Here is a 26,172-nt window from a genome sequence, read left to right on the forward strand (position 1 = left end):
CGGGAAGGGAGTTCCCTGTTAGCGACTCCCCGCTCCGCTCACCCGCGTCACCGCCGCATTCTGCCGATTTTCCCACAGCACGGTCAGCCCACGCTGCAGCGCGATAAAGATAAACAGCAAAATACCGATAGCGATTTTCGTCCACCATGAGCTGAGGGTGCCGTCGAAGTTGATGTAGGTCTGAATTAACCCCTGAATCGCCACCCCGAACAGCGTTCCCAGCACGGTGCCAACACCGCCGCTGAGCAGTGTGCCGCCGATCACCACCGAGGCAATGGCGTCCAGCTCCACGCCGACGCCCGCCAGCGCATAGCCTGCCTGGGTATAAATGGAAAAGACGATCCCGGCCAGCGTCGCCAGCCCGGTGGAAAGCATATAGATACGGATCGTGGCGCTGCGAGTCGAAATCCCCATTAAATTCGCCGACGTGGCGTTGCCGCCGATGGCATACACCTGGTTGCCAAAGCGAGTGCGATGGGCCACAAAAATACCGGCCACCACCACCAGCAGCATCAGTAGCCCCATGGCGCTGAGACGACCGCCGCCGGGGATGGTCCATGCCAGCCCAGACAAGGTGTCGTAGACCGGATGGTTAATCGGAATCGACTCCTCCGACACCAGATAGCTGACGCCGCGCAGAAAGAACATGCCGGCGAGCGTGATGATAAAAGCCGGGATCTTTAGCGCGTCGATAAGCAGCCCCATAAACGCACCGAAGGCACAGCCCATCACCAGCACCAGTGGAAACGCCACCAGCGGTGATATTCCCCAAAAGCCAATCGCTTTGGCGAGGAAGACGCCGGTAAAGGCGATCACCGACCCCACCGACAGATCGATCCCGCCGGAGAGGATCACAAATGTCATGCCGACGGCGATGATCCCAAGGAAGGCATTATCCGTCAGGATATTGCAGATCACCCGCGTTGAGGCAAAGCCGGGGAATTGCGTCAGGCAGTAGAGGTAGCCCAGCACAAACACCGCAAGGGTGATCATCAACGGTAAATTACGTTTTATCATGGCCGCGTACCCCTTTCAGTAAACCGATAAAGCGCGGCGACTGGACAATCAGTACGCACAGCACCACCACCGCTTTCACCACCTGGTTGAGCTCCGGCGGAAAGCCAGAAAGCAAAATGCCGGTATTCATTCCCTGGATAATCAGCGCCCCCACCACCGACAGCAGCAGGTTGAAGCGCCCGCCCATCAGCGAGGCGCCGCCGATGACCACCGCCAGAATGGCGTCCAGTTCGAGCCACAACCCGGCGTTATTCGCATCCGCGCCGCGAATATCCGCCGCCACGATAATCCCGGCAATCGCTGCGCAGACGCCGCTCAGGACATAGGCCAGCATCACCACAATACGAGTATTCACGCCGGCGTTTTTCGCCGCGCGAATGTTGATCCCCACCGCTTCGATAAACATACCCAGCGCCGTTTTACGGGTAAACAGCCAGAACAGCAGCAGCGTGGCGGCGGCGATGATCACCGGCGTCGGAAACAGCAGAAACGATCCGCTGCCGAGCCATGCCAGGGCCGGGGAATCAAAGGTGACGATCTGCCCCGAGGTGATTAACTGCGCCACCCCGCGTCCGGCCACCATCAGGATCAGCGTCGCCACAAAAGGTTGGATCTTAAGGATCGCCACGAGGATACCGTTCCACAGCCCGGCCAGCGCACCGGCCCCCAGCGAGGCCAGCACCACCACCGGCAGGCTGTGCCCGGCGACGGTCATTGAGGCGGCCGTCGCGCCGGCAATCGCCATCACCGCCCCCACCGACAGATCGATACCGCCGGTGGCGATCACCAGCGTCATGCCGATGGCCAGCAGCGCCACCGGCGCGGCGCGGTTAAGAATATCGATCGGGCTGCCAAACAGGCGGCCATCCTGGAGCACCACCTGATAAAAATGGGGCGCGACCAGGCTGTCGACCAACAGAACCAGCAGCAAGGCAATGATCTGCGGGGTGCCCTTCGGCCAGCTGAAGCGTCGCTTCTCAGGGCCGGTTTGCGAAAGAGATCGAGGCATCATGAGTTACTCCTTATGCCGCAATAGCGTTCATGATCGCCGGTACAGAGAGCTCGGCGAGCGGGATCTCCGCTACCTGTCGGCGATCCCGCATGATAATGACCCGATCGGCGTAACCCACCAGCTCCTCCAGTTCAGAGGAGATGACCAGCAGCGCCAGACCATCGGCGCAGAGGGTTTCAATCAGGCGAATAATTTCCGCATGGGCGCCGACGTCGATGCCGCGGGTCGGCTCATCGAGGATCAGGAACTGCGGTTTGGTCAGTAACCAGCGGGAGAGCAGCACCTTCTGCTGGTTGCCGCCAGAGAGAAACTCGATCGGCTGCTCCGCGCTCGGGGTACGGATCCCCAGTTGGCGAATAAAGCGCTCGGCGATCTCGTTCTGCTCACGCCGGGGGATCGGCCGCAGCCAGCCGCGCTGCGCCTGCAGGGCGAGGACGATATTTTCCCGCACCGAAGCGGCGGCGATAATGCCGTCGGTTTTGCGATCTTCAGGACAGAAGCCGATCCCGAGGCAGGAAGCCTGATGCGGAGAGCGCAGGGTCTGCGGTTTGCCTTTGATCCACGCCTTCCCGCTGTCCGCCGTTTTAATGCCGAAGATCACCTCGGCGGTTTCCGTGCGTCCGGAACCCAGCAGGCCGGCGAGACCCACAATTTCGCCCGGACGGACCTGCAGGTCGAACGGCGCGATGGTGCCTTTTTTACCGTAGCCTTCAAACGCCGCCACCGGCTTATCGCTCAGCAGGGTACGACCCGCCCGCTGCAGGGCATTGTGGTCCAGTTCACGACCCAGCATCATTTTCACCAGCTCAATCTGCGGCAGTTCTCGGGTCTCGCGGCAGCCGACGAAACTGCCGTTACGCAGCACGGTGATGCGATCGCTGACCGCATAGACCTGGTCGAGAAAATGGGTGACGAAGATCAGGCTGACGCCGTTATCCCTGAGCTGGCGCATCAGAGTGAACAGCATCTCCACCTCCTGGGTATCGAGGCTGGCGGTGGGCTCGTCGAGGATCAGCACTTTGGCCGACAGGTCGATGGCCCGACAGATAGCGACGATCTGCTGCATCGCCACCGAAAAGCGGTTCAGCGGTTCGCGCACGTCGAGGGAAAAGCCGTAGGAGGCCATCAGCGCCGTCGCCCGGGCCTCCATCTCTTTGCGTCGCAGCAGGCCAAACCGCCGTGGCTCACGGCCGATGAACAGGTTATCCGCCACCGACATATTGGGCAGCAGGTTCACTTCCTGGTAGACGGTGCCAATCCCCAACTGCTGGGCATGGGCGGTATTTTTGGGCGAAATAGCCTGACCTTCCAGCCAGATGGTGCCGCGATCGGCATGGTAAACACCGGTAAGCGCTTTGATCAGCGTCGATTTTCCGGCGCCGTTTTCGCCCAACAGGGCCATGATTTCGCCGCGCCGCAGGCTAAAGTTGACGTTATCCAGCGCCTTAACGCCGGGGAAGAATTTACTGAGTCCTTCGGTGCGAAGGATCTCCTGGTGTGCCTCGGCGCTCATAATCGATGTCACCTTCAAATGATGTCAGGTTACCCCGGGTCGCACTGGACTTCCCGGGGTTACTGGAACGCTGCTTTTCACCCTCTCCCACTGGGGAGAGGGATGGAATGAGGGGCTCCCCACTCAGTAGCCCATATTTTTCTTCTTCTCTAACTCTTCTTTCGCCGTATCCGGCAGATACAGCGTCGATTTGGTAATGGTCAGCTTCTCAGGCAGGGTGCCGTCTTTTTTGTATTTCTCCAGCGCATCAAACGCCGGGCCGGCCATGTTTGGCGTCAGTTCGACGCTGGCGTTGGCTTCACCAGCGATCATGGCTTTATAGATATCCGGCACGCCGTCGATGGAGCCCGTGAGGATATCTTTGCCCGGCTTCAGGCCAGCCTCTTTAATGGCCTGGATGGCGCCGATCACCATGTCATCGTTATGGGCGAAGACCATGCAGATGTTTTTGCCGTTATTCTCAGCTTTGATAAAGCTCTCCATAACCTCTTTCCCTTTGCTGCGGGTGAAGTCGCCGGACTGAGAGCGGATAATTTTGATATTCGACGCTTTGGCAATCGCGTCGGCGAACCCTTTCTTACGATCGATAGCCACGCTGGCCCCAACGGTGCCCTGCAGTTCAACGACGTTACACGGCTTACCGTCGACGGTTTTCACCAGCCAGTCGCCAATCAGCTGGCCTTCCAGCACGTTGTTGGCGGTCACGGTGGTCATGTAGAGATCTTTATCTTTAACATCAATGGAACGGTCGAGAAGGAAGACCGGGATCTTGGCCTCTTTCGCCTCTTTCAGCACCGGTTCCCAGCCGGTGGCCACCACCGGTGCAATGAAGATCGCGTCTACCCCCTGAGCGATAAAGGAGCGCACGGCTTTGATCTGGTTTTCCTGTTTTTGCTGACCATCTGCGATCTTCAGGGTGATACCGCGCTTGGCGGCCTCCTCTTTCGCGACGCTGGTTTCCGCCGCACGCCAGCCGGATTCAGAACCGACCTGCGAAAAACCTACGGTTAGCGGGGCAGCTATCGCCATAGACGACATAGCTGCGGAAACTGCTGTGACAAGAAGTAAGCGCTTCCACATAAGGGTATCCTCGTAGGGTTATTGTTGGTTAAAGTCTCACCTGCGAACAAACTATAGACAATCGGTGATGTAACTGAATGCGTTACATCACACTTCAAAAAAGTAAATGAAATGTTAATGCTCGCCTCTTTGCCCAGCGGAGAGCCGATAAGGCTTCGCGAGGAGCGCGGCTGTTGCGGTTTATGACGTTTTTTTAAGCGGTTTGATAAATCAATCACATGCAATGAAAACGTTTACATAAATTTATTCATGATGTAGCTATGTTTATGGATTTTCATGTCATTTTTGCGCGCAAAATTCAGAGCACTCCGCGGCGATATGGGGAAAAAGAAGCGAAGACTTTCGATGTGAGTTGGCTATAATACCGAGCACTTGTTTGCCATACATTTTAAAGGAAACAGACATGAGCTTACTCAACGTACCTGCGGGCAAAGATCTGCCGGAAGACATCTACGTCGTGATCGAAATCCCGGCGAACGCAGACCCCATCAAATACGAAGTCGACAAAGAGAGCGGTGCACTGTTCGTTGACCGTTTCATGTCCACGGCGATGTTCTATCCGTGCAACTACGGTTACATCAACCACACCCTGTCCCTGGACGGCGACCCGGTTGACGTGCTGGTCCCGACGCCGTACCCGCTGGAACCAGGTTCAGTTATCCGCTGCCGTCCGGTTGGCGTTCTGAAGATGACCGACGAATCCGGTGAAGATGCGAAACTGGTTGCCGTACCGCACACCAAGCTGAGCAAAGAATACGATCACATCAACGATGTGAACGACCTGCCGGAACTGCTGAAAGCCCAGATCACTCACTTCTTTGAGCACTACAAAGATCTGGAAAAAGGCAAGTGGGTTAAAGTCGACGGTTGGGACAACGCGGAAGCAGCGAAAGCTGAAATCGTTGCCTCTTTCGAGCGCGCTAAGCAGAAGTAATTCTGTCTCAGGCAGGGTCATGCCCTGCCTGATTGCGGCACGGATAGCCGCGATAACACCATGGAGGGTGTCCCGTGAAAAGCGTTCGCTATTTCACTCTGAACTATACCGGTTTCACCACCGCCGCCTGTGAAAAACAGGGGTATCTGCGCTTTATCGCTGGCGAACATGTCTTTTATACCGATAAACGCTATTTTAAAGACCCCGCGCTTTTTGACCGCCTGAAGATCAATCAGCCTCTGCATCTTGGCGCCCGCCGCCTGGACAACGGCAGTTACTGGATCCACTGGCTCAGCGATGGCGAAACGCTCCTTGAGCCCAGTCAACGCGTAAAGCGCTGGGCCCGTCCGTTACTGCTTATCAGCTTGCTGACGCTCATCGTCTCCCTTATCCCGCTCTTGATGAGCACCTCAGAATGGGGAAGATTCGGCTGCGGCATTATCGCGATACTGGCCTTCATCGCGCTGTTAACAGGACTCTGCGAGCGACTGTTCCACCCGGCGCTAAAACGGCACCCCGCCATGCGCGATCTGCTGGCGAAGATGGCAATGGCCCGCCGCCGCGACTTTTCGTTTTGCCAGCGGCTACCTGCAACGGCGCGGGCCGTCCGCCAGTCGGCGATGCCTGTTACGCAAGCCCTGCCGAAACGCTATGCCGTTAAGACAGAAATTATCACCGATACCCACTTTAAGAAGTGGTATGCGGGCAACCCAACCCGGGAATATCACGGCCTCGGGATACAATGCGGCTCCGTACCGCTGGCTTTCTGGTGGCAGGCAGGCTGCGCCAATTTCGCGCTGCATCCCGTTCTCTATCGACGTCAGCCACCGTTTATCGCCAGTGGCGATCGCCTCGTCGCCGTGTACGAGCGCGACAGCCGTGCGATCCACGCGCTATACAATGCCAGCGACGGCGCGGCTTATATAAAAAACCATCCACTCTATCCAGGCCGCCGACAACTGGCGCTGCTCTATTACCTGTTTTACGGCCTCACGCTGGTGATGTATCTGCTATTTCTCGCTGTTGAACTCATCAGTGCCCGTCAGTCAGGCCGGAGCGTCTGGTGGCAGGTTCAGGATTCACTGGACATGCTGTCCCTATTGTTACTCTGCTTTGGCGGGATACTGGCGGTACTGGAGCTGATTGGCCCAACGGCCTGGTTATTGTCACACCGGGTGGCTGACTGGCTGAAGATGCGCTCGGCGATGCGGCGTTACCTCCGGCATATCGCCCCCCATACCACGCTTGAGGAGGTCATGTAATGTTCAGCACCCCAACACGACGATTATTATTTCTCGCGCTGACGACGCTGGCTTCCGCGATGTGGCTGGCAAAGGATCGTCTGCCACTCTGGTAGGTGCGGGGCATAAAAAACAACGCCACCCGAAGGTGGCGCTGTCGTGGTTAGTACTGGTCGCGATCCAACCAGTTGCCGTTCGCTATCAACGTGCATCCCTCAACGGAACGTTGATACACATACATCCATGCGCTGCCGTAAGGCGTCTGAATGAGGTGGCGCGCATACTCGCCCCCCTTCGTGCGTAGCGCATCCAGTTCGGCTAGCGTCGATGCATCAATACGATAAACTTCACCATGTACTGTGCCTTCGCCGGGCACCGCGCCTGGATAGTGGCCCAGGCTGTACAGCTGATAATCGTTGACACTATGAGCGCCCAGCCACTGAGCGTTGGTCATCCAGTGGCTGTTGCCTTGTTTGCGTCGTAAACTGCCGTAAACAAATATTCGCATTGCTAAAACTCAAACTGATAGAGCAAATCGAGCGCCTGGTCAATGCCAGACACCGCTTCCACATATAGCCTAGGCATCAGGCGATAACGTAAAGTCAGCGTCGCCAGGGAATCGAAAATACCGACCCCATATTTTACCTGCAGACCCGGCAGTACATAGCCGCTGACCACCACCTGGGAAGAGTCGCCTACCCCTTCGGTGTCCAACGCCAAATTGCTTACGCCAAACGTCTCGCCGATTTTACCCACAACCTGACCACTTTGTGCAACCCCCATTCCAATAAGCATTGAGGTCATCGCGGCACTATCGCTCTGTCCGCTGCTCAAACCCTGGCCGCGCAGCAGATAAGATAGCGCTTCCTGCTGGGACATCACCGGGTCAGAGAAGATCTCCGCTTTCGGCTGATCGGCGGAGCCGGTGACGCGAACGCCGGCGATCACATCGTCTTCGGTAGCATCCGGGTTACGAATCGCTTCGATATTCAGCAGCGGCTGATCCGGCGGACCGGAGAACAGCAGCTCCCCTTTGCGAACAATCAGATCCTGACCATAGGCGTGGAAGCGGCCGTCCGGAATATTGATCTGCCCGTTGAGACCCAACCCTTGTTTATCCTGTGCCACTTTCAAATCACCGGTCAGACGCGCTTTCAGACCAAAGGCTTCCAGACGCACGTTGTTGCCGACGTGAATCGTCAGGTTGCTGTTGATCGGGATACCGGCGCTCTGCTGGTTAATCGGCTTGAGGTTTTTATCCAGCATCACTTCATCAGAAGACACGCCAACCGCGCTCTCCGGCACCTCGTTGACCACGATCCGCGCCCAGGGCACATCCACCTTGCCATCAAGGCTGAACAGGCTCGGCGTGGCGGTAAACACCACGTCCGGCGACACATCGAGACGTACCATTGGCGGCACCGTGATCCGCACCCGGCTGCCCTTCGCCGCAATCTGTGCCCGCCAGTTATCGATCTGCGTCCAGTCGGCGTTGCCGCTGAGAGCGATTTGCCCCTGGCGGGTGTTCACCGTCCCCTGCAGGGTCGAGCGCGTGCCGTTGAAGTTCATCGCCAGCTGGCTCGGCTGCATATCAAACGGCATGAAGTTGCCATCGATATCCACCCCGCTCAGTTGCATCTGGCCGAACAGCTGCGGGCTTTTCACGTTGCCGCCCAGACGCAGACGGGCGTTGAGCCTCCCCTCAGCTTTTTCGCCGCGTGCGAAAATCGGGTTGATCATCGCCAGCGAGAAGTTGCTGATATTGACGTTGCCGCCGAGATTACGCCGCCCCTGCGGGTCGGTGACCTGCACCTGCCCATCCAGTTGACCATTGTTGGTCAGGCGGATAAGCCAGCCCAGCTCGGCGCGATTGTTATGCAGGTCGGCGCTGAGATTCAGCGTATCGAACGCCACCGGCAGCGGCGCGTCATTGACCACCTGGGTCACCTTGACGTTGCGCCCGCTGAGGGTCACTTTGCCCTGCGGCAGCCCCTCTTTGGTGGTGTCCCAGCTCACATCGGCATTACCGGTAAAGACGCCGCTGGCCTGGGTCGCCTCCGGCATAAACGGCTTGAGCATCGCCAGATCGAAGCGGTTGAGATTCACTCGCGCACGCCCGCTGGCGCCCGCGTCGATGGTCTCAGGGACGCAGAGCTCGGCGTTCGGGTTGCTCCAGCAGTGTGGCCCGATGCTGATTTTCTGCTCCTGGTTGCGGTAGTCCAGCGCAATGCTGCGCGTCAGCGCTACCGGCCCCACCGGCGTCTGGAAGCGGGTATCGCTCAGGGAGCCTCTCCAGCGTTCGGCCTGACGATCGAAGCTACCTGCCAGCGTCAGCTGGCCGGAAACCGGATCGCCCTGCACCCGCAGCCGCAGCTCATGCTGCTTCTCAGTACCTTTGGCATTGAGCTGCACCAGACTGATATTGACCCCCGGCTGGCTAATGCGATCTACCCGCACATCCAGGTTACCGCCAATCTGATCGGTGGATTTCACGTCCCCTTTGACGTTGACCTGGGCGATGGTCAGTTCCTGCCAGCGCAGCGCCCGGGCGGTGATGTCAGCCAGCAGCTGCGGCGCATCGACAGTGCCGCGCACTTTCACCAGCCCCTTCGCCGTTCCGCCGAGCCCCGGCAGCGCATTATCCAGATGCGGGGCATCGATGGTGGCGTCGAGATTAAGATCCTTCACCCCCAGCTCGCCTTTGATATCGGCACTGTTCGGGCCTAACGCCAGGTGCAGGCCCGGGATTTTCCACTGCAGATAGCTGTTACCCTGCAGCGAGCCCGAAACATCCACTTTGTTCTGCTTCACGTTGCCGGTAATTTTCAGCTCCGGCACCGACATCTGCCAGCTGCCGCCGTACAGGCTGCCCTGGGTCTTGATCATGCCGTTGAGCTTCGACGGCCAGTCCGGCACCTCTTTGGCGGTGTTGATCCCGTCAAGGGTCAGCTCGCCGCGCCAGCTGATCGCCTGCTGCCAGTCGAGCAGCGCCTTCAGCTCGGTTTTCCCTTCCAGGGCGTTGACCGTCAGCTTGTCGAGATTAATCTGCCGCTCATTGCCTTTGGCGTTGAGGGTGATTTTCGCCGGCGGCAGCGACTGACCTTTCACCGCCGTGGAGAAGGCCAGCGCGTAGTCGGTCATTTTGCCGCTGAACTTCAGCTGAACATCGTCGGCCTGGAACTGCTTCTCGCCGCTGAATGGCCAGGCGAGCTGCTTACTCTTCAGCTCCATATTGAGCGGCAGCCCGGCCTCCGCCAGCTGCGCATCCGCGCGCAGCGTGGCCGCGACCGGCCCGCTTAAGTCCACCCCGACCTTGAGCGTTTTACGTACTTCGCCGCCCACCTTCAGCTGCACCTTCTCCCCTTTCATCGGGTCAACGTTCAGCGTTCCGGCGAGGGTAATGTCCACCGGCCAGTTATCCTGCAGCTGCGCGCTGCCCGAGGCGCTGACCTTGCCCTGATCGGAGTCGATATCAAGGGCGTCGAGCTTCATCTGGCCGTCGATACTGCTGACTTTCAGCAGCAGGTTATACACGGTGATGTCGGTATCGCCGGTCAGGCGCAGCTGCTCCCCGCGGAACGCCTGAATATTGAGGTTCAGCGGCAGGTGCACATCGGTCATTGCCGGCAGTACCGGCTGCGAGAAGAGGTCGGTCATCGTCTCGCCGAGCGGTTTTTCCTGCGGCTGCGGGTTGTCGATTTTCGGCTCGACCACCTGCTCCTGCGCCACTTTCGCCACCTTCGGCAGGGCAATCAGCAGCCCCTGCAGCGAGGTCGGCGTCAGGGTCAGGTTTTTCTCCTGCCAGTTCAGGCCGGTGGAAAAATCGCGCACGGACACTGCGGTATCGTCGATTTTAACGTTGACGTTATGCAGCGCGACGCGGCTGAGGGTGATCGGATAAGGGGTGGAGAGATTCAGCGGCCCGCTGTCTTCTTCCTCGACCGGCGCGGCGGGCGGCATCTTCTTGGTATCGACGGCGACGTAAATATCGCGCAGCGCGATGTCGTTCACGCACAGGCTGCTGTCCCACAGGCAGCGCAACCGGACGCTGAGGTGAAACTGGCCAGCGGTGACCGCCACGCCGGGCTGCTCGTAGCGAACATTATCGAGGGTTAAATCACGCCAGCCACCGGTGACGTTGCCGATATCCAGCCCTGGTACCCAGCGATCCGCCGCTTTGAACACCAGATGCAAGCCGGTGGTCGTCCCCACCAGGAACCCGACGGTGCCCAGCAGGAGCACCAACACGATTAAGACGCCGAGGCTTATCTTCTTCCATAAACTCATAATTCAGGCCCCAGACCGATGTAAAACTGTAAACCATGCTCTTCTTTGTCGCCGATCGGCCGGGCGATATCCAGCTTGATCGGCCCCACCGGCGACTGCCAGCGCACGCCCACCCCGGCGCCGGTTTTGAAATCGCTCTCGCGAATATCGCTGACCGCTTCGCCGCTATCGACAAACACGGCCCCCCACCATTTACCACTGACGTTGTACTGATACTCCAGCGAGCCGGTCGCCAGCTTTGAGGCCCCGATTAGCTTGCCGTCATCGTCCTTCGGCGAGATGGATTTGTATTTATAGCCGCGAATACTGCGATCGCCCCCGGCGAAAAAGCGCAGGTCCGGCGGCACCTTGTCAAAGTTGTCCGCTTCGATCCAGCCCAGGTTGCCGCGCACCACAAAGCGGTGGCGGTCATAGAGGGTACGGATCCAGACGTCCTGGGCCTGCATCACGATGAAGTTGATGTCCGAGCCCCACATGGTGTTGGAGTAGTCCACGGAGTAGCGCTGTGAATCGCCCCAGGTGGGCATCAGACCACCGCGGGATCGGGTGCGGTTCACCGAGACCCCAGGGTAAATCAGCATGGTGGTGTTGGTGACGTTCGCCTGGGTAAAGTGGTCCAGGCTCCAGCGCAGGTTGATCGCCCGCTGCCAGCCGCTCGACATCTCCCAGAAACGCGATACACCAAGCGTGGTGGAGTCGGCCTGGGTGTCATTAAGATCGGTGCGCTTAAAGCCGCCCTGCATCAGATAGTACTGCTCCAGCGGGCTCTTCAGCAGCGGGACTTTGTAGGTAAAGTCGAACTGCTGCTCCGGGGCAGAGAGACTGATGCTGGAGGTCAGGCTGTGGCCATACGAGTTCATCCACGGTTTTTTCCACGTGGCTTTCACGCGCGGCCCGACATCGGTTGAAAAGCCAACCCCGGTTTCCACGGTGTTCTCTTTGCGTGGCGAAACAACGCCCTGCAGAGGCAGCACCTTGGTTTTCCGTGATTTCGCAAAATCAGGCGCCACCACCACCGAACTGAACCAGCCGGTCGCCGCCAGGCGGCGGTTTAGCTCGGCCAGATCCTGCGAGGTGTAGTAGTCGCCCTCTTTAAACGGCACGAGGTTTTGCAGGTATTCATCGCGAATTTGCGATCCGGAGAAGGTGACGTGACCAAAGCGATAGCGCTCGCCGCTGTCGTAATCGATATCCCAGAACGCCTGGTGGCGGTCAAGGGAGACCCCGAGCTGGCTTTTGTTGAACTCGCTGTCAAAGTAGCCTTTGCGCAGGGCGACGCGGGTCAACGAGCTCTTGAAACCGTCATAATCGCCATGGTTCAGCACCGTCCCGATGGCCGGACGCGTTTTTAGCAGCGCCAGATAGTCGCTATCGGTACGGGCGCCGCCGCGCAGAATCACCTCGGTTCCGCCAATGCGCACCGGTTCACCCGGGGTCACTTTGGCGATCAGCACCTGACGCCCCCTTTGCGGCGGCGGACGTAAATCAAATTCAATCGTCGGCTCGTAATAACCCAGCGCTTTCAGACCTTCGCGAATGGCGTCATCGACGCGCGCGCGAAAGCGACGATCCGGCGTGACTTCATCACTCTGGATCGTGGAAAGCTGGGCGCGAACGTTTCTCTCCAGCTCCCCGGATAATCCCTCAACCTGCAAACGCACATTCGCTGCGCTGGCGATCCCGCTGACCAGCAAAAGGCTGGTGACACATAACTGGCGGATTTTTAGCACATTTTCTCCTGAATATCCCTGTTTCCCCCCACAGGAAACACTGGCGCCGCTCCACGGCTTAACAAAACCCTAACAACCAGGGTTGAAAAAGTGGCAATAACCCAAATAATTCTTATGTATTAATCTAGACGTATTACGCGTGTTTATTGTGTTAAAAGACACGCTTCGTTACAACCTTAACGACGATTTCTGTATTGAGAGGCCAACCGTGAGTCTATTTGATAAAACGCATCTTGTCGCCCAGGCGGATGCGCTGCCTGGACGCAATACCCCCATGCCAGTGGCGACGCTCCACGCAGTTAACGGCCACTCGATGACCAACGTCCCGGCGGGGATGGAAGTGGCGCTGTTCGCCATGGGCTGCTTCTGGGGAGTTGAACGCCTGTTCTGGCAATTGCCGGGGGTTTACAGCACCGCCGCAGGCTACACCGGTGGCTATACGCCGAATCCGACCTATCGCGAAGTGTGCAGCGGCCAGACCGGCCACGCGGAAGCGGTGCGCGTGGTTTACGATCCGCAGGTGATTAGCTATGAGCAGTTATTGCAGGTGTTCTGGGAAAATCACGATCCGGCGCAAGGCATGCGACAGGGGAACGACCACGGTACCCAGTACCGTTCGGCGATTTACCCGCTGACGCCGGAACAAACGGCAGCGGCAAAGGCCAGTCTCGCCCGCTTCCAGGCGGCGATGAATGATGCGCACGATACCCGCCACATCACTACCGAGATCGCTACCGCCAAACCGTTCTACTATGCCGAGGACGATCATCAGCAGTATCTGTATAAAAACCCGCACGGCTATTGCGGCATCGGCGGCATCGGCGTGTGCCTGCCGCCTCAGGCGTAATTCTGATTTCTGCCTCTACAGCGAGGCGGTTAATGAACGCTCTGGCGGCTTTACATTCCCTTACGCTATACTACTCAGTGTGACAGCCGGTCCAGCGCCTTCGGACCGGTTTTTTATGTATTCCACATTTAAGTTATCAACTTCCCTTCCGAGGATCTGACCTCTACGGTCAGAAAAGATATGTTAAACAGTATTTTAGTAATACTCTGTCTGATAGCCGTCAGTGCTTTTTTTTCGATATCGGAAATCTCACTGGCCGCCTCACGTAAAATCAAACTGAAACTGCTGGCCGATGAAGGCAACGTCAACGCACAGCGCGTGCTGAAGATGCAGGAGAACCCAGGTACCTTCTTTACCGTCGTGCAGATTGGCCTCAACGCCGTTGCTATTCTTGGTGGTATCGTGGGCGACGCAGCCTTCTCCCCGGCTTTTTATAGCCTGCTCAGCGGGTATATGTCGCCGGAGCTCTCCGAGCAGCTGAGCTTCATCATCTCTTTTACCCTGGTCACCAGCTTGTTCATCCTGTTTGCTGACCTGACTCCGAAACGCATCGGTATGATTGCGCCCGAAACCGTGGCCCTGCGCATCATCAACCCGATGCGCTTCTGCCTGTTAGTCTTCCGCCCGCTGGTGTGGTTGTTTAACGGCATGGCCAACATGATCTTCCGCATCTTCAAACTGCCGATGGTGCGTAAAGACGATATTACTTCCGACGATATCTATGCCGTCGTCGAAGCCGGCGCGCTGGCCGGGGTGCTGCGCAAGCAGGAGCACGAGCTGATTGAGAACGTGTTCGAGCTGGAGTCCCGTACCGTTCCTTCCTCCATGACCCCGCGCGAAAACGTCATTTGGTTTGATTTACACGAAGACGAGCAGAGCCTGAAGAATAAAGTGGCCGAACATCCGCACTCGAAATTCCTCGTCTGTAATGAAGATATCGACCACATTATCGGTTACGTCGATTCAAAAGATCTGCTCAACCGCGTGCTGGCAAACCAGAGCCTGGTGCTGACCGGCGGCGTGCAGATCCGTAACACGCTGATCGTGCCGGACACCCTGACCCTGTCGGAAGCGCTGGAAAGCTTCAAAGCCGCCGGGGAAGACTTCGCGGTGATCATGAATGAATATGCGCTGGTCGTCGGCATTATCACGCTGAACGACGTGATGACCACCCTGATGGGCGACCTCGTCGGCCAGGGGCTGGAAGAGCAGATCGTCGCCCGTGATGAAAACTCGTGGCTGATCGATGGCGGCACGCCGATTGATGACGTGATGCGTGTGCTGGATATCGACGAGTTCCCGCAGTCCGGGAATTACGAGACCATCGGCGGCTTTATGATGTTTATGCTGCGTAAAATCCCCAAACGTACCGACGCGGTGAAGTTCTCCGGGTATAAGTTTGAGGTCGTGGATATCGATAACTACCGTATCGACCAGCTGCTGGTGACCCGCATCGATAACAAGCCAACGGTGCTGGTGCCGAAGCAGGCGGAAGCGGCGGAAAGCCAGAACGCCTGAGCGTAACCCTTCCTCTATTTTCAGGGCGGATAACCATCCGCCCTTTTTTTATGTCCCGAATGTGAAGCGGCTCACGACCCTCTGCCGATAGCAGATTACTCCTGCTCGATAGCGGAACGTTCATGACTCCTCGTCGCGCAAAAAGGTAACGTTGCTCGCGTCTACACGATCATATTCCTGAATAAAGGAAGCGAGGGTTACCATGATAATGTCAAATAAAAATTACTTTATCAGCTGTCTGTTTTTCCTGTTCTTCTTTATAGGCTGGGGATGCTGCTACCCCTATTTATCACTGTGGTTAACGGAGACCATCGGCATCAATTATACGGACGTCGGTCTGGTCTATTCCTTTACCGCTATTGTCGCCGTCTGCGTTCAGCCGTTATTCGGCTTCATCTCCGATAAACTGGTATATCGTAAAAATCTGATGTGGATGCTGGCGATTATAATCACGTTATTCGCCCCTTACTGGATCTATGTCTTTGCTCCCCTGTTAAAAATAAATGTGTTCCTCGGCGCGCTGGCTGGCGGCCTTTATATTGGCATGGCCTACGGCGCAGGCTGCGGGGTTTGCGAAGCCTACATTGATAAAGTCAGCCGCGCCTCCGGTTTCGAATTTGGCCGGGCGCGGATGTTCGGCGGCATCGGCGCCGCGATCGGCACCTTTGCGGCAGGAAAACTCTACGGCATTGATCAGAATATGATTTTCTGGTTGGCCAGCGGCGCAGGCGTCTGCCTGCTGGTCATTGTCTGGAAAATGCAGATCAGCGCCCACCCGCAGCAGGGGTTGCTGTCTGGCAAAGCCTCGCCGGTTACCCTCCGCGATGCCGTCTCGCTGTTAAAAATTAAAAAATTCTGGTTCTTCGCCCTCTATGTCATTGGCGTCGGGGCGGTCTATGAAACCTATGACCAGCAGTTCGCTATCTATTACAGCCATTTCTTTGAGAGTAAAGCCCGGGGTGCAGAAGTCTTCGGTTATTTAACCACGGGTCAGATTTTCCTTGATGCCATCGTGATGTTCTTTGCGCCATGGTTTGTGAATAAAATCGGCCCGAAAAATGCGCTGTTATACTGCGGGCTGATTATGAGCTTGCGCATTATCGGCTCCGCATGGGCTATTGGCCCGGTATCCATCAGCCTGATTAAACTCCTCCACGGCTTTGAAAGCTCGGTGCTCCTCGTCGCGGCGCTAAAATATATTACCGCTAACTTTAACCCTCTGCTGTCAGCGACCGTTTACTTAATTGGCTTCCAGTTTTCGAAAAGCTTTAGCTCTATTTTTCTCTCGACCGGTATCGGCCATATGTACCAGAGCATGGGCTTTACCAGCAGTTATATCGTACTCGGCGGTATCGCTCTGTGCTTCACGCTCATTTCTTTTATTACGCTGGATAAAGCGCGTGTCTTCGCTTCACAACCGGTGCCCGCGAATTAATGTCAGGAGGTAGTGTGTATGTCTCATTTATTTTATGGCGTGGCGTATTATGATGAATATATGCCGGAAGATCGGCTGGCTAAGGATATCGCCTTAATGCGCGAAACCGGCATTAACGTGGTGCGTATTGCCGAGTCCACCTGGAGTACGCTGGAGCCTGAAGAGGGCCAGTACAATTTCTACCATATCGACCGGGTGCTGGAGGCGATGCATGAGGCCGGCATTGCGGTCATCGTCGGGACGCCGACCTATGCGGTACCGGCCTGGCTGGCGGCGAAACATCCCGATATTCTGGTCACCACCGTCGCGGGGCAGCAAAAATATGGCCCGCGGCAGATCATGGATATCGTCAATCCGACCTTTCGCCGCTATGCCGAAAAAATTATCCGCACGCTGATGGCCCATGTGCAGCACCATCCGGCGATTATCGGCTGGCAACTGGATAACGAAACCAAGCATTACGACAATATTGGCCGCTATATGCAGGAGGGCTTCGTGCGCAGCCTGCAGGAGAAATATCCTGACCTCCGGCAGCTGAATCGCGATTTCGGCCTGGATTACTGGAGCAACCGCATTGACCGCTGGCAGGATTTTCCGCCGGTGGAAAACACCATCAACGCCAGCCTCGCCTGCGCCTTCTCCCGCTATCAGCGTCAGCAGGTCACCGAGTATCTGGCCTGGCAGGCGGCCATCGTTCGGGAATACGCCCAGCCGCACCAGTTCGTCACCCACAACTTCGATTTCGAATGGCGCGGTTACTCTTACGGCGTGCAGCCGCGGGTCGACCATTTTGCGACGGCGCAGGCGCTGGATATCGCCGGTGTCGATATCTATCACCCGAGTCAGGCGCACCTGACCGGGCGGGAAATCGCCTTTGGCGGCGCCATCACCCGCTCGCTTAAGCCGGGCCAGAACTACTTCGTGCTGGAAACCCAGGCACAGGGCTTCGCCCAGTGGACCCCCTTCCCGGGCCAGCTGCGCCTGCAGGCATTCAGCCATATCGCCTCCGGCGCCGCCATGGTCTCCTACTGGCACTGGCATTCGATTCATAACGCCTTCGAAACCTACTGGAAGGGGCTGCTCAGTCACGACTTCTCGCGCAACCCAACCTGGCAGGAAGCCACCACCATCGGCGCCGATTTCGCCCGCCTGTCGCCGCAGCTGGCGGAGCTGAAGGCCGAAAATGACGTCGCGTTGCTAATAAGCAATGAGGCGATGGACGCCCTCAATCACTTCCGTCCCGGCGATGCCGAGGGCAACATTTATAACGATATCTTCCGCCGCTTCCACGATGCGCTGTATGACCACAATATCAGCCTCGACATCATCCACGATGTGAACGAGGAAACCTCGCGCTACCGGGTGCTGCTCGTTCCCGGTCTGTACGCCGCCGATGATGGCCTGCTAACGCGGATTAACGACTATATCGCCCGGGGCGGCAGAGCGCTGATCGGCTTTAAATCAGGCTTTAGCGATGAAAATGTCAAGGTGCGCAACAGCGCGCAGCCGGGGATTTTGCGCCAGAGCTGCGGCGTCAGCTACAGCCAGTTCACCCTGCCGGAAGCGGCGACGGTAAGCTCTTGCTGCGCAGAGATTGATTGCCGCAATGATAATCAGGCTGAGCTGTGGATGGAGTTGCTGACGCCCGATGGCGGAACCCGCACACTGTTGCGCTATCAGCATCCGGCATGGGGCGAATACGCCGCCGCAACGGCGGCAGATTACGGTCAGGGACGCGCCCTGTACGTTGGCTTCCTGCCGCAGAAGCGCCTGATTAGCCAGCTGTTTGATGTCCTGACGGCGGATCTCACGCTGAACTCGCGAACTTCCGCCTATCGCTATCCGTTAGTGGTTAAAAAGATGCGTAACCGAGCCGGAAATACTATCCACTTCCTGTTCAATTACTCCGGCGAGGCGCTGGATGTTGTCAGCGAGACCGCGGGTACCGCGCTGCTGAGCGGGGAGGCTGTAGACGTCGGCCAGCCGTTGCGCCTCAGGGCCTGGGAATTTACTATCATCGAAAGCTAACGACGCGGCGGCGCTCAGGTGGGAGAGAGAATGGAACTGGATATCAATGAGCTACTCAATTTCTCGCCATTGATGAAAACCTTTACCTTCAATGCCTGGGTCGTCGCAGGCTTCACGCCGATTACCCGCGGCTCCACGCTGGACTACTACATTAATCGCCCGCAGGGGATGAAAGGTTACATCATTAATCTGACCCTGCGCGGCCAGGCGCGGGCGAAAGCGGGCGATGGCTTCCTGCTGTGCCGGGAAAACGATCTGTTGCTGTTTCCTCCCGGCGTGCCCCATCATTACGGCAGGGACGAACACAGCGAGTACTGGGACCATCTGTGGATCTACTTTATCCCCCGCCCCTACTGGATAGACTGGCTAAAGTGGGACCAAACCACCCACGGTATCGGCAAAACAACCATTAACGATCCTGACCAGCTCCAGCAGCTGCGCGATCTTTTCTACGAAGTAATACGCCACCACTCTGCGTCCGTACCGCTGTCAGAAGCGCTGGCAATGAACGCGCTGGAGAGATTAATTCTCCGCTGTTTTCAGCAGCAGCCCATTAGCAACCGCCATGCCCACGACCCACGGATTAACGCCATCTGCGACTATCTTAACGCCCATATTGCGCAGGAGGTAAAAATCGAGACCCTGGCGGCGATGGTGTTTATCTCCCCTTCACGTCTGGCGCACCTTTTCAAAAATGAACTGGGGCAAACGGTCTATGCGTGGCGGGAAACGCAGCGCATCAACCGCGCCAGGTGGCTTATTCAGAGCACCTCGCTCCCACTTAACAAAATTGCTTTATCGGTGGGTTACAGCGATCCGGTCTATTTCACCCGCCTTTTTCGTAAACATAACGGCATCCCACCGGGCGAATATCGCAAACGCTATGCGGAAATGAAGGGCTAAAAACATCAACGGCTCCCATCGGGAGCCGTCTTTTACCTACTACGTACTGCTACGTTTCAGGTTATGCCATCTCAGTTTGCAGACGCAACACCTGACGATTGACTTCGGACATCACTGACAGATGCAGCTTGTCCTTTACCTTCGGGATAAGGATTTTGCCCTTATCAAATTCAAATGCGCCAACGTCCTTGATGTACAACCGTCCACGAAACAGGATCTTCACGTACTTCGCCACTTGCAGCGGATTGTAGCGTTGGAAAATTTTCATTCTTCTCTCCTGCCAGGGTTACGCTCCTGTGGTGCCACAGTTAGCCCACGTATCGGGAGCGCAAATTTTAATGCCCTAAAACTATAGTCCAGAATCTCAGAGGGACCCAGTGTGTATAAGTTTATTTACCGTTTGATGACAATAATTCAGAATTTTCGTTTCGGACATACGATGAAGTAAGTATAAGTCGCCGTTTTTCTACTGATTTGTGCGTCAACACACAAACTGGCATCCTCATTGCGGGTAATCGCCGCCAATCGCACTTATGATTAAACGAGACCAAGTGGTCGGATCACCTGCATAAAAATGATTAAGGATTGCGCATGACCCTACGTAGCATACTGGCCGCCTCGTTACTGCTTCTCCCGCTGCTGGCCACAGCGCATAACTTCGTCGACGGCCAGCGTGTGGCGCCGGTCGGCGTCGCGGATCGGGGAGAACTCATTCTGGATAATGATCAGTTTAGCTATAAAAACTGGAATAGCTCGCAGCTGGTGGGCAAAGTGCGAGTCATCCAGCACATCGCCGGACGCTCGTCAGCAAAAGAGAAAAATGCCAACCTGATCGAAGCGATTAAAGCGGCAGGCTTCCCGCACGATCGCTACCAGACCACCACTATCGTCAACACCGACGATGCCATTCCGGGCACCGGCATGTTCGTGCGCAGCAGCATTGAGAGTAATAAAAAGCTCTTCCCGTGGTCGCAGTTTATTGTCGACAGCAATGGGCTGGCGCGTAAAGCCTGGCAGCTGGACGAGAAGAGCTCGGCGATCGTGGTGCTGGATAAGGATGGGCGCGTGCAGTGGGCCAAAGACGGTGCGCTGACCCAGCAGGAGGTGCAGCAGGTGATCGACCTGCTGCATAAGCTGCTTAATAAATAGAGACCCGGAAGCCGGGGTTGAGGAAGGATTCACGCGGCGTGTAATCGAGGGTTTTGCCCTGCCAGTCGTGAACATGCGCCCCGGCGGCCACCGCGACCGCGTGGCCGGCGGCGGTGTCCCAGGTGCTGGTCGGCCCGAAGCGCGGATAGAGCTGGGCCTGGCCTTCCGCCACCAGGCAGAACTTCAGCGAAGATCCGATAGAAGTGGTTTGATGCTCGCCCAGTTGCTCAAGGTACTCCTGCAGCTCCGGATCGTTACCGTGAGAGCGGCTGATTACCACCAGCGGCGGACGGGCATCGCGGACCTGGATCTGCTTGCGCACGCCGCACTCTTCTTTCCATGCTTTACCTTTTTCCGCGCTGTACATCACCTTCATCACCGGCGCATAGACGACGCCCAGCGTCGGCTTGCCGTTTTCAATCAGCGCGATATTGACGGTGAATTCGCCGTTACGCTTAATAAATTCTTTGGTGCCGTCCAGCGGATCGACCAGCCAGTAGCGCTGCCAGTGCTGGCGTACCTCCCACGCTGGCGGGTCCTCTTCGGAGAGAACCGGGGTGTCAGGATCCAGCGCTTGCAGACCGCTGATGATGACGTTGTGCGCTGCGATATCCGCCGCCGTGACCGGAGAATCATCTTTCTTGCTGGCCACGTTAATCGGCTGGTTTCCATCGTAGACTTCCATGATGGCATCGCCCGCGTTCCGTGCAAGCTGACATACTTGTTCTAACATTCTCCACCTCGTCTGGTTACAGTGGCGTTAACTCGTTGTTTTATTTATATCGCATCACCGCGAGTTCCGCTATCTGTGATAACGATGGCGGTTTCTCTGCCCGCTTTTCTGGCAAGATTCACATTTCTGTAAGCAACAGAATATAAATACATTTTCTTCTGTGCTATCGCTCATAAAAAAGGACGCCTCTGATGATTAAGTTTAGCGCAACGCTCCTGGCCACGCTGATCGCCGCCAGCGTCAACGCCGCGACGGTCGACCTGCGGATCATGGAAACCACCGATCTGCACAGCAATATGATGGACTTTGACTATTACAAAGATGCCGCCACGGAGAAATTCGGTCTGGTGCGCACCGCCAGCCTGATCGAACAGGCGCGGGCAGAAGCGAAAAATAGCGTGCTGGTGGATAACGGCGATGTTATTCAGGGTAGTCCACTGGGCGACTATATGGCGGCAAAAGGACTCAAAGAGGGTGATGTGCATCCGGTGTATAAGGCGATGAACACCCTGAATTACGCCGTCGGCAACCTGGGCAACCATGAATTCAACTACGGTCTCGACTTCCTGCACAAGGCGCTGGCCGGGGCGAAATTCCCCTACGTGAACGCCAATATCATCGATGCCAAAACCGGCAAACCGATGTTCACCCCGTACCTGATTCAGGATACCCGGGTCGTGGACAGCGACGGTCAATCCCACACCCTGCGCATCGGCTATATCGGCTTTGTGCCACCGCAGATCATGACCTGGGATAAAGCCAATCTTAGCGGCAAGGTGAAGGTCAACGATATTACCGAAACCGCGCGCAAATACATCCCGGAGATGCGGTCGAAAGGCGCTGACGTGGTGGTGGTGGTCGCGCACTCCGGCCTCTCCGCCGACCCGTATCAGGCGATGGCCGAGAACTCGGTCTACTACTTAAGCCAGGTGCCCGGCGTTGACGCCATTATGTTCGGCCACGCCCACGCGGTGTTCCCAGGCAAAGACTTCGCCACGATTAAAGGCGCGGATATCGCCAAAGGGACGCTGAACGGCGTACCGGCAGTGATGCCAGGGATGTGGGGCGACCATCTCGGGGTCGTCGATCTGGTGCTGAACAACGACAGCGGCAAATGGCAGGTCACTCAGAGTAAAGCGGAAGCGCGGCCAATCTATGACGCGGTGGCGAAGAAATCGCTGGCGGCGGAAGATGGCAAGCTGGCGGCGGTGCTGAAAGCCGATCATGACGCCACCCGCGAATTCGTCAGTAAGCCTATCGGCAAGTCCGCCGACAACATGTACAGCTACCTGGCGCTGGTGCAGGACGACCCAACGGTGCAGGTGGTCAACATGGCGCAAAAGGCCTACGTCGAACACTACATTCAGGGCGATCCGGACCTGGCGAATCTGCCGGTGCTCTCTGCCGCCGCGCCGTTTAAAGTCGGCGGGCGTAAAAACGATCCGGCGAGCTTTGTCGAAGTGGAGAAAGGCCAGCTCACCTTCCGCAATGCCGCCGACCTCTATCTCTACCCCAACACCCTGGTGGTGATGAAGGTCAGCGGGAAAGAGGTCAAGGAGTGGCTGGAATGCTCCGCCGGACAGTTTAACCAGATCGATCCCGCCAGCAGCAAGCCCCAGTCGCTGATCAACTGGGACGGCTTCCGCACCTATAACTTCGACGTGATTGACGGGGTGGACTACCAGATTGACGTCACCCAGCCGGCCCGCTACGACGGCGAATGTCAGATGATTCACCCGCACTCAGAGCGTATTAAGCACCTGACCTTCAACGGTAAACCGGTCGATCCGCAGGCCACTTTCCTGGTCGCGACCAATAACTATCGCGCTTACGGCGGCAAATTCGCCGGCACCGGTGAGAGTCATATCGCCTTTGCCTCACCGGATGAAAACCGTTCAGTGCTGGCGGCGTGGATAGGCGCGCAATCGAAAAAGGATGGCGCGATCCATCCGGCGGCGGATAACAACTGGCGTCTGGCGCCGATCCACAGCAACACGCCGCTGGATATTCGTTTTGAGACCTCGCCAGGCGACAAAGCCGCGGCGTTTATCAAAGAGAAAGCACAGTATCCAATGCGCCAGGTGGCCACCGATGATATCGGCTTCGCCATTTATCAGCTGGATTTGAGCAAGTAATGCCTGTTCCCCGGTGGCGCTGCGCTTACCGGGGCTACAAACCGGAGCTGACGGGTGGCCCGGATAAGGCGCCAGCCGCTATCCGGGAATATCCACCGGTGGCGCTGCGCTTACCGGGGCTACAAACCGGAACTGACGGGTGGCCCGGATAAGGCGCCAGCCGCTATCCGGGTACATCTCCCCGGTGGCGCTGCGCTTACCGGGGCTACAAACCGGAGCCGACGGGTAGCCCGGATAAGGCGCCAGCCGCTATCCGGATACATCTCCCCGGTGGCGCTGCGCTTACCGGGGCTACAAACCGGAGCTGACGGGTAGCCCGGATAAGGCGCCAGCCGCTATCCGGGAATATCCCCCCAGTGGCGGGGCTACAGGGAGTGATACTTTTTCACTCCCCGTGGTTAGCCAGCACCGCAGGCAGATTGCTCTCGATCCAGTCCGCCAGCGCCGCCACTTTCTCGCTCACCTGCAGGCCGAGCGGCGTCAGGCTATATTCAACGTGTGGCGGTACCACCGGATAAGAGACGCGGTCGATAAAACCATCCTGTTCCAGCGACTGCAGCGACTGCGCCAGCATCTTTTCGCTGACCCCACCCATTTTGCGGCGCAGATCGCTGAAGCGATGGGTCCCCTCGCGCAGCGCCACCAGAATCAACACGCCCCAGCGACTGGTGACATGTTTAAGCACATCGCGCGACGGGCACTGTTCCGCAAACAGGTTGCCGTTGCGCAGTTTCTCGCTCAGCGTCGGTTCGGCCATTTTCACACTTACCTTTTTGTACGTACTTACTAAAAGTTAGTTAAGGTGTTAGGTTACCACAACTGCCAATAAACACGAAGGAGAAGACCCATGATCGCCCTTACCGGTGCCACCGGCCAGCTTGGCCACTACGTTCTGCAAGACCTGTTAAAAACCGTTCCTGCCAGCCAGATTGTGGCGATTGTCCGCAACCCGGCAAAAGCCCAGGCGCTCAGCCAGCAGGGCGTTGTCGTCCGCCAGGCCGAGTACGGCGATGAAGCGGCGCTAACTGCCGCGCTGCAGGGCGTGGATAAACTGCTGTTAATCTCCTCCAGCGAAGTCGGTCAGCGCGCCGTTCAGCATCGCAACGTCATCAACGCCGCCAAAGCCGCTGGGGTGAAATTTATCGCCTACACCAGCCTGCTGCACGCCGACACCTCGCCGCTGGGCCTGGCCGGTGAACACATTGAAACCGAGCAGATGCTGGCCGACTCTGGTATCGCTTACGCCCTGCTGCGCAATGGCTGGTATACCGAAAACTATTTGGCCAGCGCGCCGCCGGCGCTGGAGCATGGCGTGTTTATCGGCGCCGCTGGCGAGGGTAAAATTGCCTCCGCCACCCGCGCGGATTATGCCGCCGCTGCCGCCCGCGTCATCGCCGGTGAAGGCCATGAAGGGAAAATTTACGAACTGGCGGGTGATAACGCCTGGACGCTGAGCGAGCTGGCTACCGAGCTGAGCAAGCAAAGCGGGAAAAACGTGGTCTACCAGAACCTCAGCGAAGCTGATTTCGCCGCCGCGCTGAAAAGCGTTGGTCTGCCGGCGGGTCTGGCGGATATGCTGGCGGATTCCGACGTCGGCGCGTCGAAAGGCGGGCTGTTTGACGACAGCCGCACCCTGAGTACGCTGATCGGCCGTCCGACCACCTCCCTTGCCGAAAGCGTGAAAGGCATTCTGTAACCGCCCCTGTCAGCTTTTGCGGTTGCGTCCCGGCGGTTCCTCTCTCATATTGAAGGGATAACCGTCGGGAGGCAGGCATGCAGGGCGTACCACCCCAATTTAGTGATGAAAAAGATCGCGCGCGCTTTCGCCATCTCGAACAGCTGCCCGGGGTGGAGCTCTACCACGCCCATATCTCCCGCTACGCCTTTGAACCCCATACCCACGAAGCCTTCGGCATCGGCGTGATTGAGCAAGGCGCTGAGCGCTTTCGCTACCGCGGCAGCCAGCATATCGCCGCTGCAAACGCCATTGTCACCATGAATCCCGACGAGCTGCACACCGGCGAAGCGGAAACCGCCGATGGCTGGCGCTACCGGATGATTTATCTGGAGCCGGACCGTCTGGAAGCCATCACCGGGGTGCGCGACTGGTGGTTCAGCGAGGTGGTCCGCGAGGATCCTCTACGTTCCCGACAGATTGGCCAGCTGATTTATGGCCTGTGGCATAGCGACGATCCGCTGGCCCAGCAGGGACTGCTGCTCGACCTCATCGACGCCTTCCGCCCTCTGGCCCACCATGCCTCTGCGCAGGGTGAGGCCGGGCATCGCTTCGACCGCGTACGCGACTACCTGCACGATAACTATATGCGCGCCATCACCCTCGACGAGCTGGCGCAGGTGGCGGCGCTTAGCCCGTACCACTTTCAGCGCCAGTTTAAAGCCCACTATCACGTGACGCCCCATCAGATGCTGATGGCCATCCGTCTGTGGCGCGCCAAGGCATTTCTCACCCACGGTATGCCCGCCGCCGAAGTGGCGATAGCCGTCGGCCTCACCGACCAGTCCCACCTGACCCGCGCCTTCACCCTGCGTTACGGTATTACGCCGGTGCGCTATCAGAAGCAGGTCGCCAGGCGCTAATGCGCAATCTCA

21 protein-coding genes are annotated in these 26,172 nt (G+C 57.5%); 11 read left to right on the forward strand and 10 right to left on the reverse strand.

Annotation, left to right across the window (positions count from 1 at the left end):
• Positions 1-18: 18 nt before the first annotated feature.
• From yjfF to ytfQ, 4 genes are all read right to left on the reverse strand, one after another.
• Positions 19-1,017 (reverse strand): galactofuranose ABC transporter, permease protein YjfF, encoded by a 999-nt coding sequence (gene yjfF / locus CWM57_RS13860; RefSeq protein ID WP_002886825.1) that lies wholly within the window; start codon positions 1,015-1,017, stop codon positions 19-21.
• Positions 1,004-2,029, reverse strand: a complete 1,026-nt coding sequence (gene ytfT, locus CWM57_RS13865) for a galactofuranose ABC transporter, ATP-binding protein YtfT (RefSeq protein WP_023323521.1) — start codon at positions 2,027-2,029, stop codon at positions 1,004-1,006. Before ytfT ends, yjfF begins: the two co-directional genes overlap by 14 nt.
• A 10-nt stretch (positions 2,030-2,039) precedes the next feature.
• The gene (gene ytfR, locus CWM57_RS13870) at positions 2,040-3,542 is read right to left on the reverse strand and encodes a galactofuranose ABC transporter, ATP-binding protein YtfR (RefSeq protein WP_008807146.1); all 1,503 of its coding nucleotides are present in this window, start codon (positions 3,540-3,542) and stop codon (positions 2,040-2,042) included.
• A 123-nt stretch (positions 3,543-3,665) separates the two neighbouring features.
• Positions 3,666-4,622 carry a galactofuranose ABC transporter, galactofuranose-binding protein YtfQ gene (gene ytfQ / locus CWM57_RS13875; protein ID WP_008807147.1) on the reverse strand — a complete coding sequence of 319 codons (957 nt, stop codon included), beginning with the start codon at positions 4,620-4,622 and terminating at the stop codon, positions 3,666-3,668.
• Positions 4,623-5,025: 403 nt separating this feature from the next.
• Here ytfQ and ppa point away from each other — a divergent pair, with 403 nt between their 5' ends.
• Entirely contained in the window at positions 5,026-5,556 is a 531-nt protein-coding gene (ppa, locus tag CWM57_RS13880; protein WP_061155991.1) for an inorganic diphosphatase, read from the forward strand.
• 74 nt (positions 5,557-5,630) lie between these two features.
• Positions 5,631-6,818, forward strand: coding sequence for a hypothetical protein (locus tag CWM57_RS13885; RefSeq protein ID WP_100631243.1), 1,188 nt, complete (start codon positions 5,631-5,633; stop codon positions 6,816-6,818).
• A gap of 142 nt (positions 6,819-6,960) precedes the next feature.
• On the opposite strand, the gene CWM57_RS13890 is transcribed toward CWM57_RS13885, so the two are convergent.
• Genes CWM57_RS13890 through tamA form a run of 3 tightly spaced genes read right to left on the reverse strand, consistent with a single transcriptional unit; the run spans position 6,961 to position 12,814 of the window.
• Entirely contained in the window at positions 6,961-7,305 is a 345-nt protein-coding gene (locus tag CWM57_RS13890) for a gamma-glutamylcyclotransferase (protein ID WP_008807149.1), read from the reverse strand.
• 2 nt (positions 7,306-7,307) lie between these two features.
• Positions 7,308-11,084: an autotransporter assembly complex protein TamB gene (gene tamB, locus CWM57_RS13895; protein ID WP_074387258.1), complete on the reverse strand. Its 3,777-nt coding sequence runs from the start codon at positions 11,082-11,084 to the stop codon at positions 7,308-7,310.
• Positions 11,081-12,814: an autotransporter assembly complex protein TamA gene (gene tamA, locus CWM57_RS13900; RefSeq protein ID WP_074387259.1), complete on the reverse strand. Its 1,734-nt coding sequence runs from the start codon at positions 12,812-12,814 to the stop codon at positions 11,081-11,083. The genes tamB and tamA overlap by 4 nt, the downstream gene beginning before the upstream one ends.
• 208 nt (positions 12,815-13,022) lie before the next feature.
• On the opposite strand from tamA, the gene msrA reads away from it, so the two are divergent.
• From msrA to araC, 5 genes are all read left to right on the forward strand, one after another.
• Positions 13,023-13,661: a peptide-methionine (S)-S-oxide reductase MsrA gene (gene msrA / locus CWM57_RS13905; protein ID WP_074387260.1), complete on the forward strand. Its 639-nt coding sequence runs from the start codon at positions 13,023-13,025 to the stop codon at positions 13,659-13,661.
• Between the two features lie 180 nt (positions 13,662-13,841).
• The gene (locus CWM57_RS13910) at positions 13,842-15,179 is read left to right on the forward strand and encodes a hemolysin family protein (protein ID WP_061156001.1); all 1,338 of its coding nucleotides are present in this window, start codon (positions 13,842-13,844) and stop codon (positions 15,177-15,179) included.
• A gap of 202 nt (positions 15,180-15,381) precedes the next feature.
• A complete protein-coding gene (locus CWM57_RS13915; protein WP_012543096.1) occupies positions 15,382-16,614 on the forward strand; it encodes an oligosaccharide MFS transporter in 1,233 nt (410 codons plus the stop codon).
• Positions 16,615-16,632: 18 nt separating this feature from the next.
• Positions 16,633-18,642, forward strand: a complete 2,010-nt coding sequence (locus CWM57_RS13920; protein ID WP_100631240.1) for a beta-galactosidase — start codon at positions 16,633-16,635, stop codon at positions 18,640-18,642.
• 30 nt (positions 18,643-18,672) lie between these two features.
• Positions 18,673-19,545 carry an arabinose operon transcriptional regulator AraC gene (araC, locus tag CWM57_RS13925; protein ID WP_004178353.1) on the forward strand — a complete coding sequence of 291 codons (873 nt, stop codon included), beginning with the start codon at positions 18,673-18,675 and terminating at the stop codon, positions 19,543-19,545.
• A 61-nt stretch (positions 19,546-19,606) separates the two neighbouring features.
• On the opposite strand, the gene CWM57_RS13930 is transcribed toward araC, so the two are convergent.
• A complete protein-coding gene (locus CWM57_RS13930) occupies positions 19,607-19,813 on the reverse strand; it encodes a DUF1107 domain-containing protein (protein ID WP_002886707.1) in 207 nt (68 codons plus the stop codon).
• Between the two features lie 323 nt (positions 19,814-20,136).
• On the opposite strand from CWM57_RS13930, the gene CWM57_RS13935 reads away from it, so the two are divergent.
• Positions 20,137-20,694 (forward strand): YtfJ family protein, encoded by a 558-nt coding sequence (locus CWM57_RS13935; protein WP_074387261.1) that lies wholly within the window; start codon positions 20,137-20,139, stop codon positions 20,692-20,694.
• Here CWM57_RS13935 and cysQ read toward each other — a convergent pair.
• Positions 20,684-21,427: a 3'(2'),5'-bisphosphate nucleotidase CysQ gene (gene cysQ / locus CWM57_RS13940; RefSeq protein ID WP_074387262.1), complete on the reverse strand. Its 744-nt coding sequence runs from the start codon at positions 21,425-21,427 to the stop codon at positions 20,684-20,686. The two genes, CWM57_RS13935 and cysQ, sit on opposite strands and share 11 nt — an antisense overlap.
• A 191-nt stretch (positions 21,428-21,618) precedes the next feature.
• On the opposite strand from cysQ, the gene cpdB reads away from it, so the two are divergent.
• Positions 21,619-23,562, forward strand: a complete 1,944-nt coding sequence (cpdB, locus tag CWM57_RS13945; protein ID WP_100676141.1) for a 2',3'-cyclic-nucleotide 2'-phosphodiesterase — start codon at positions 21,619-21,621, stop codon at positions 23,560-23,562.
• Positions 23,563-23,947: 385 nt separating this feature from the next.
• Here the strand turns inward: cpdB and CWM57_RS13950 are convergent, their stop codons facing one another.
• A complete protein-coding gene (locus CWM57_RS13950) occupies positions 23,948-24,319 on the reverse strand; it encodes a winged helix-turn-helix transcriptional regulator (protein WP_061156005.1) in 372 nt (123 codons plus the stop codon).
• 90 nt (positions 24,320-24,409) lie between these two features.
• Here CWM57_RS13950 and CWM57_RS13955 point away from each other — a divergent pair, with 90 nt between their 5' ends.
• A complete protein-coding gene (locus tag CWM57_RS13955; RefSeq protein ID WP_100631238.1) occupies positions 24,410-25,258 on the forward strand; it encodes an SDR family oxidoreductase in 849 nt (282 codons plus the stop codon).
• A gap of 77 nt (positions 25,259-25,335) precedes the next feature.
• Positions 25,336-26,160 carry an AraC family transcriptional regulator gene (locus CWM57_RS13960; protein WP_061156007.1) on the forward strand — a complete coding sequence of 275 codons (825 nt, stop codon included), beginning with the start codon at positions 25,336-25,338 and terminating at the stop codon, positions 26,158-26,160.
• The last annotated feature ends 12 nt before the right edge of the window (positions 26,161-26,172 follow it).

Origin of the sequence: Klebsiella sp. G-Nf4, assembly GCF_002810615.1 — a bacterium.
In the GTDB taxonomy this organism is placed as follows: domain Bacteria; phylum Pseudomonadota; class Gammaproteobacteria; order Enterobacterales; family Enterobacteriaceae; genus Klebsiella; species Klebsiella variicola.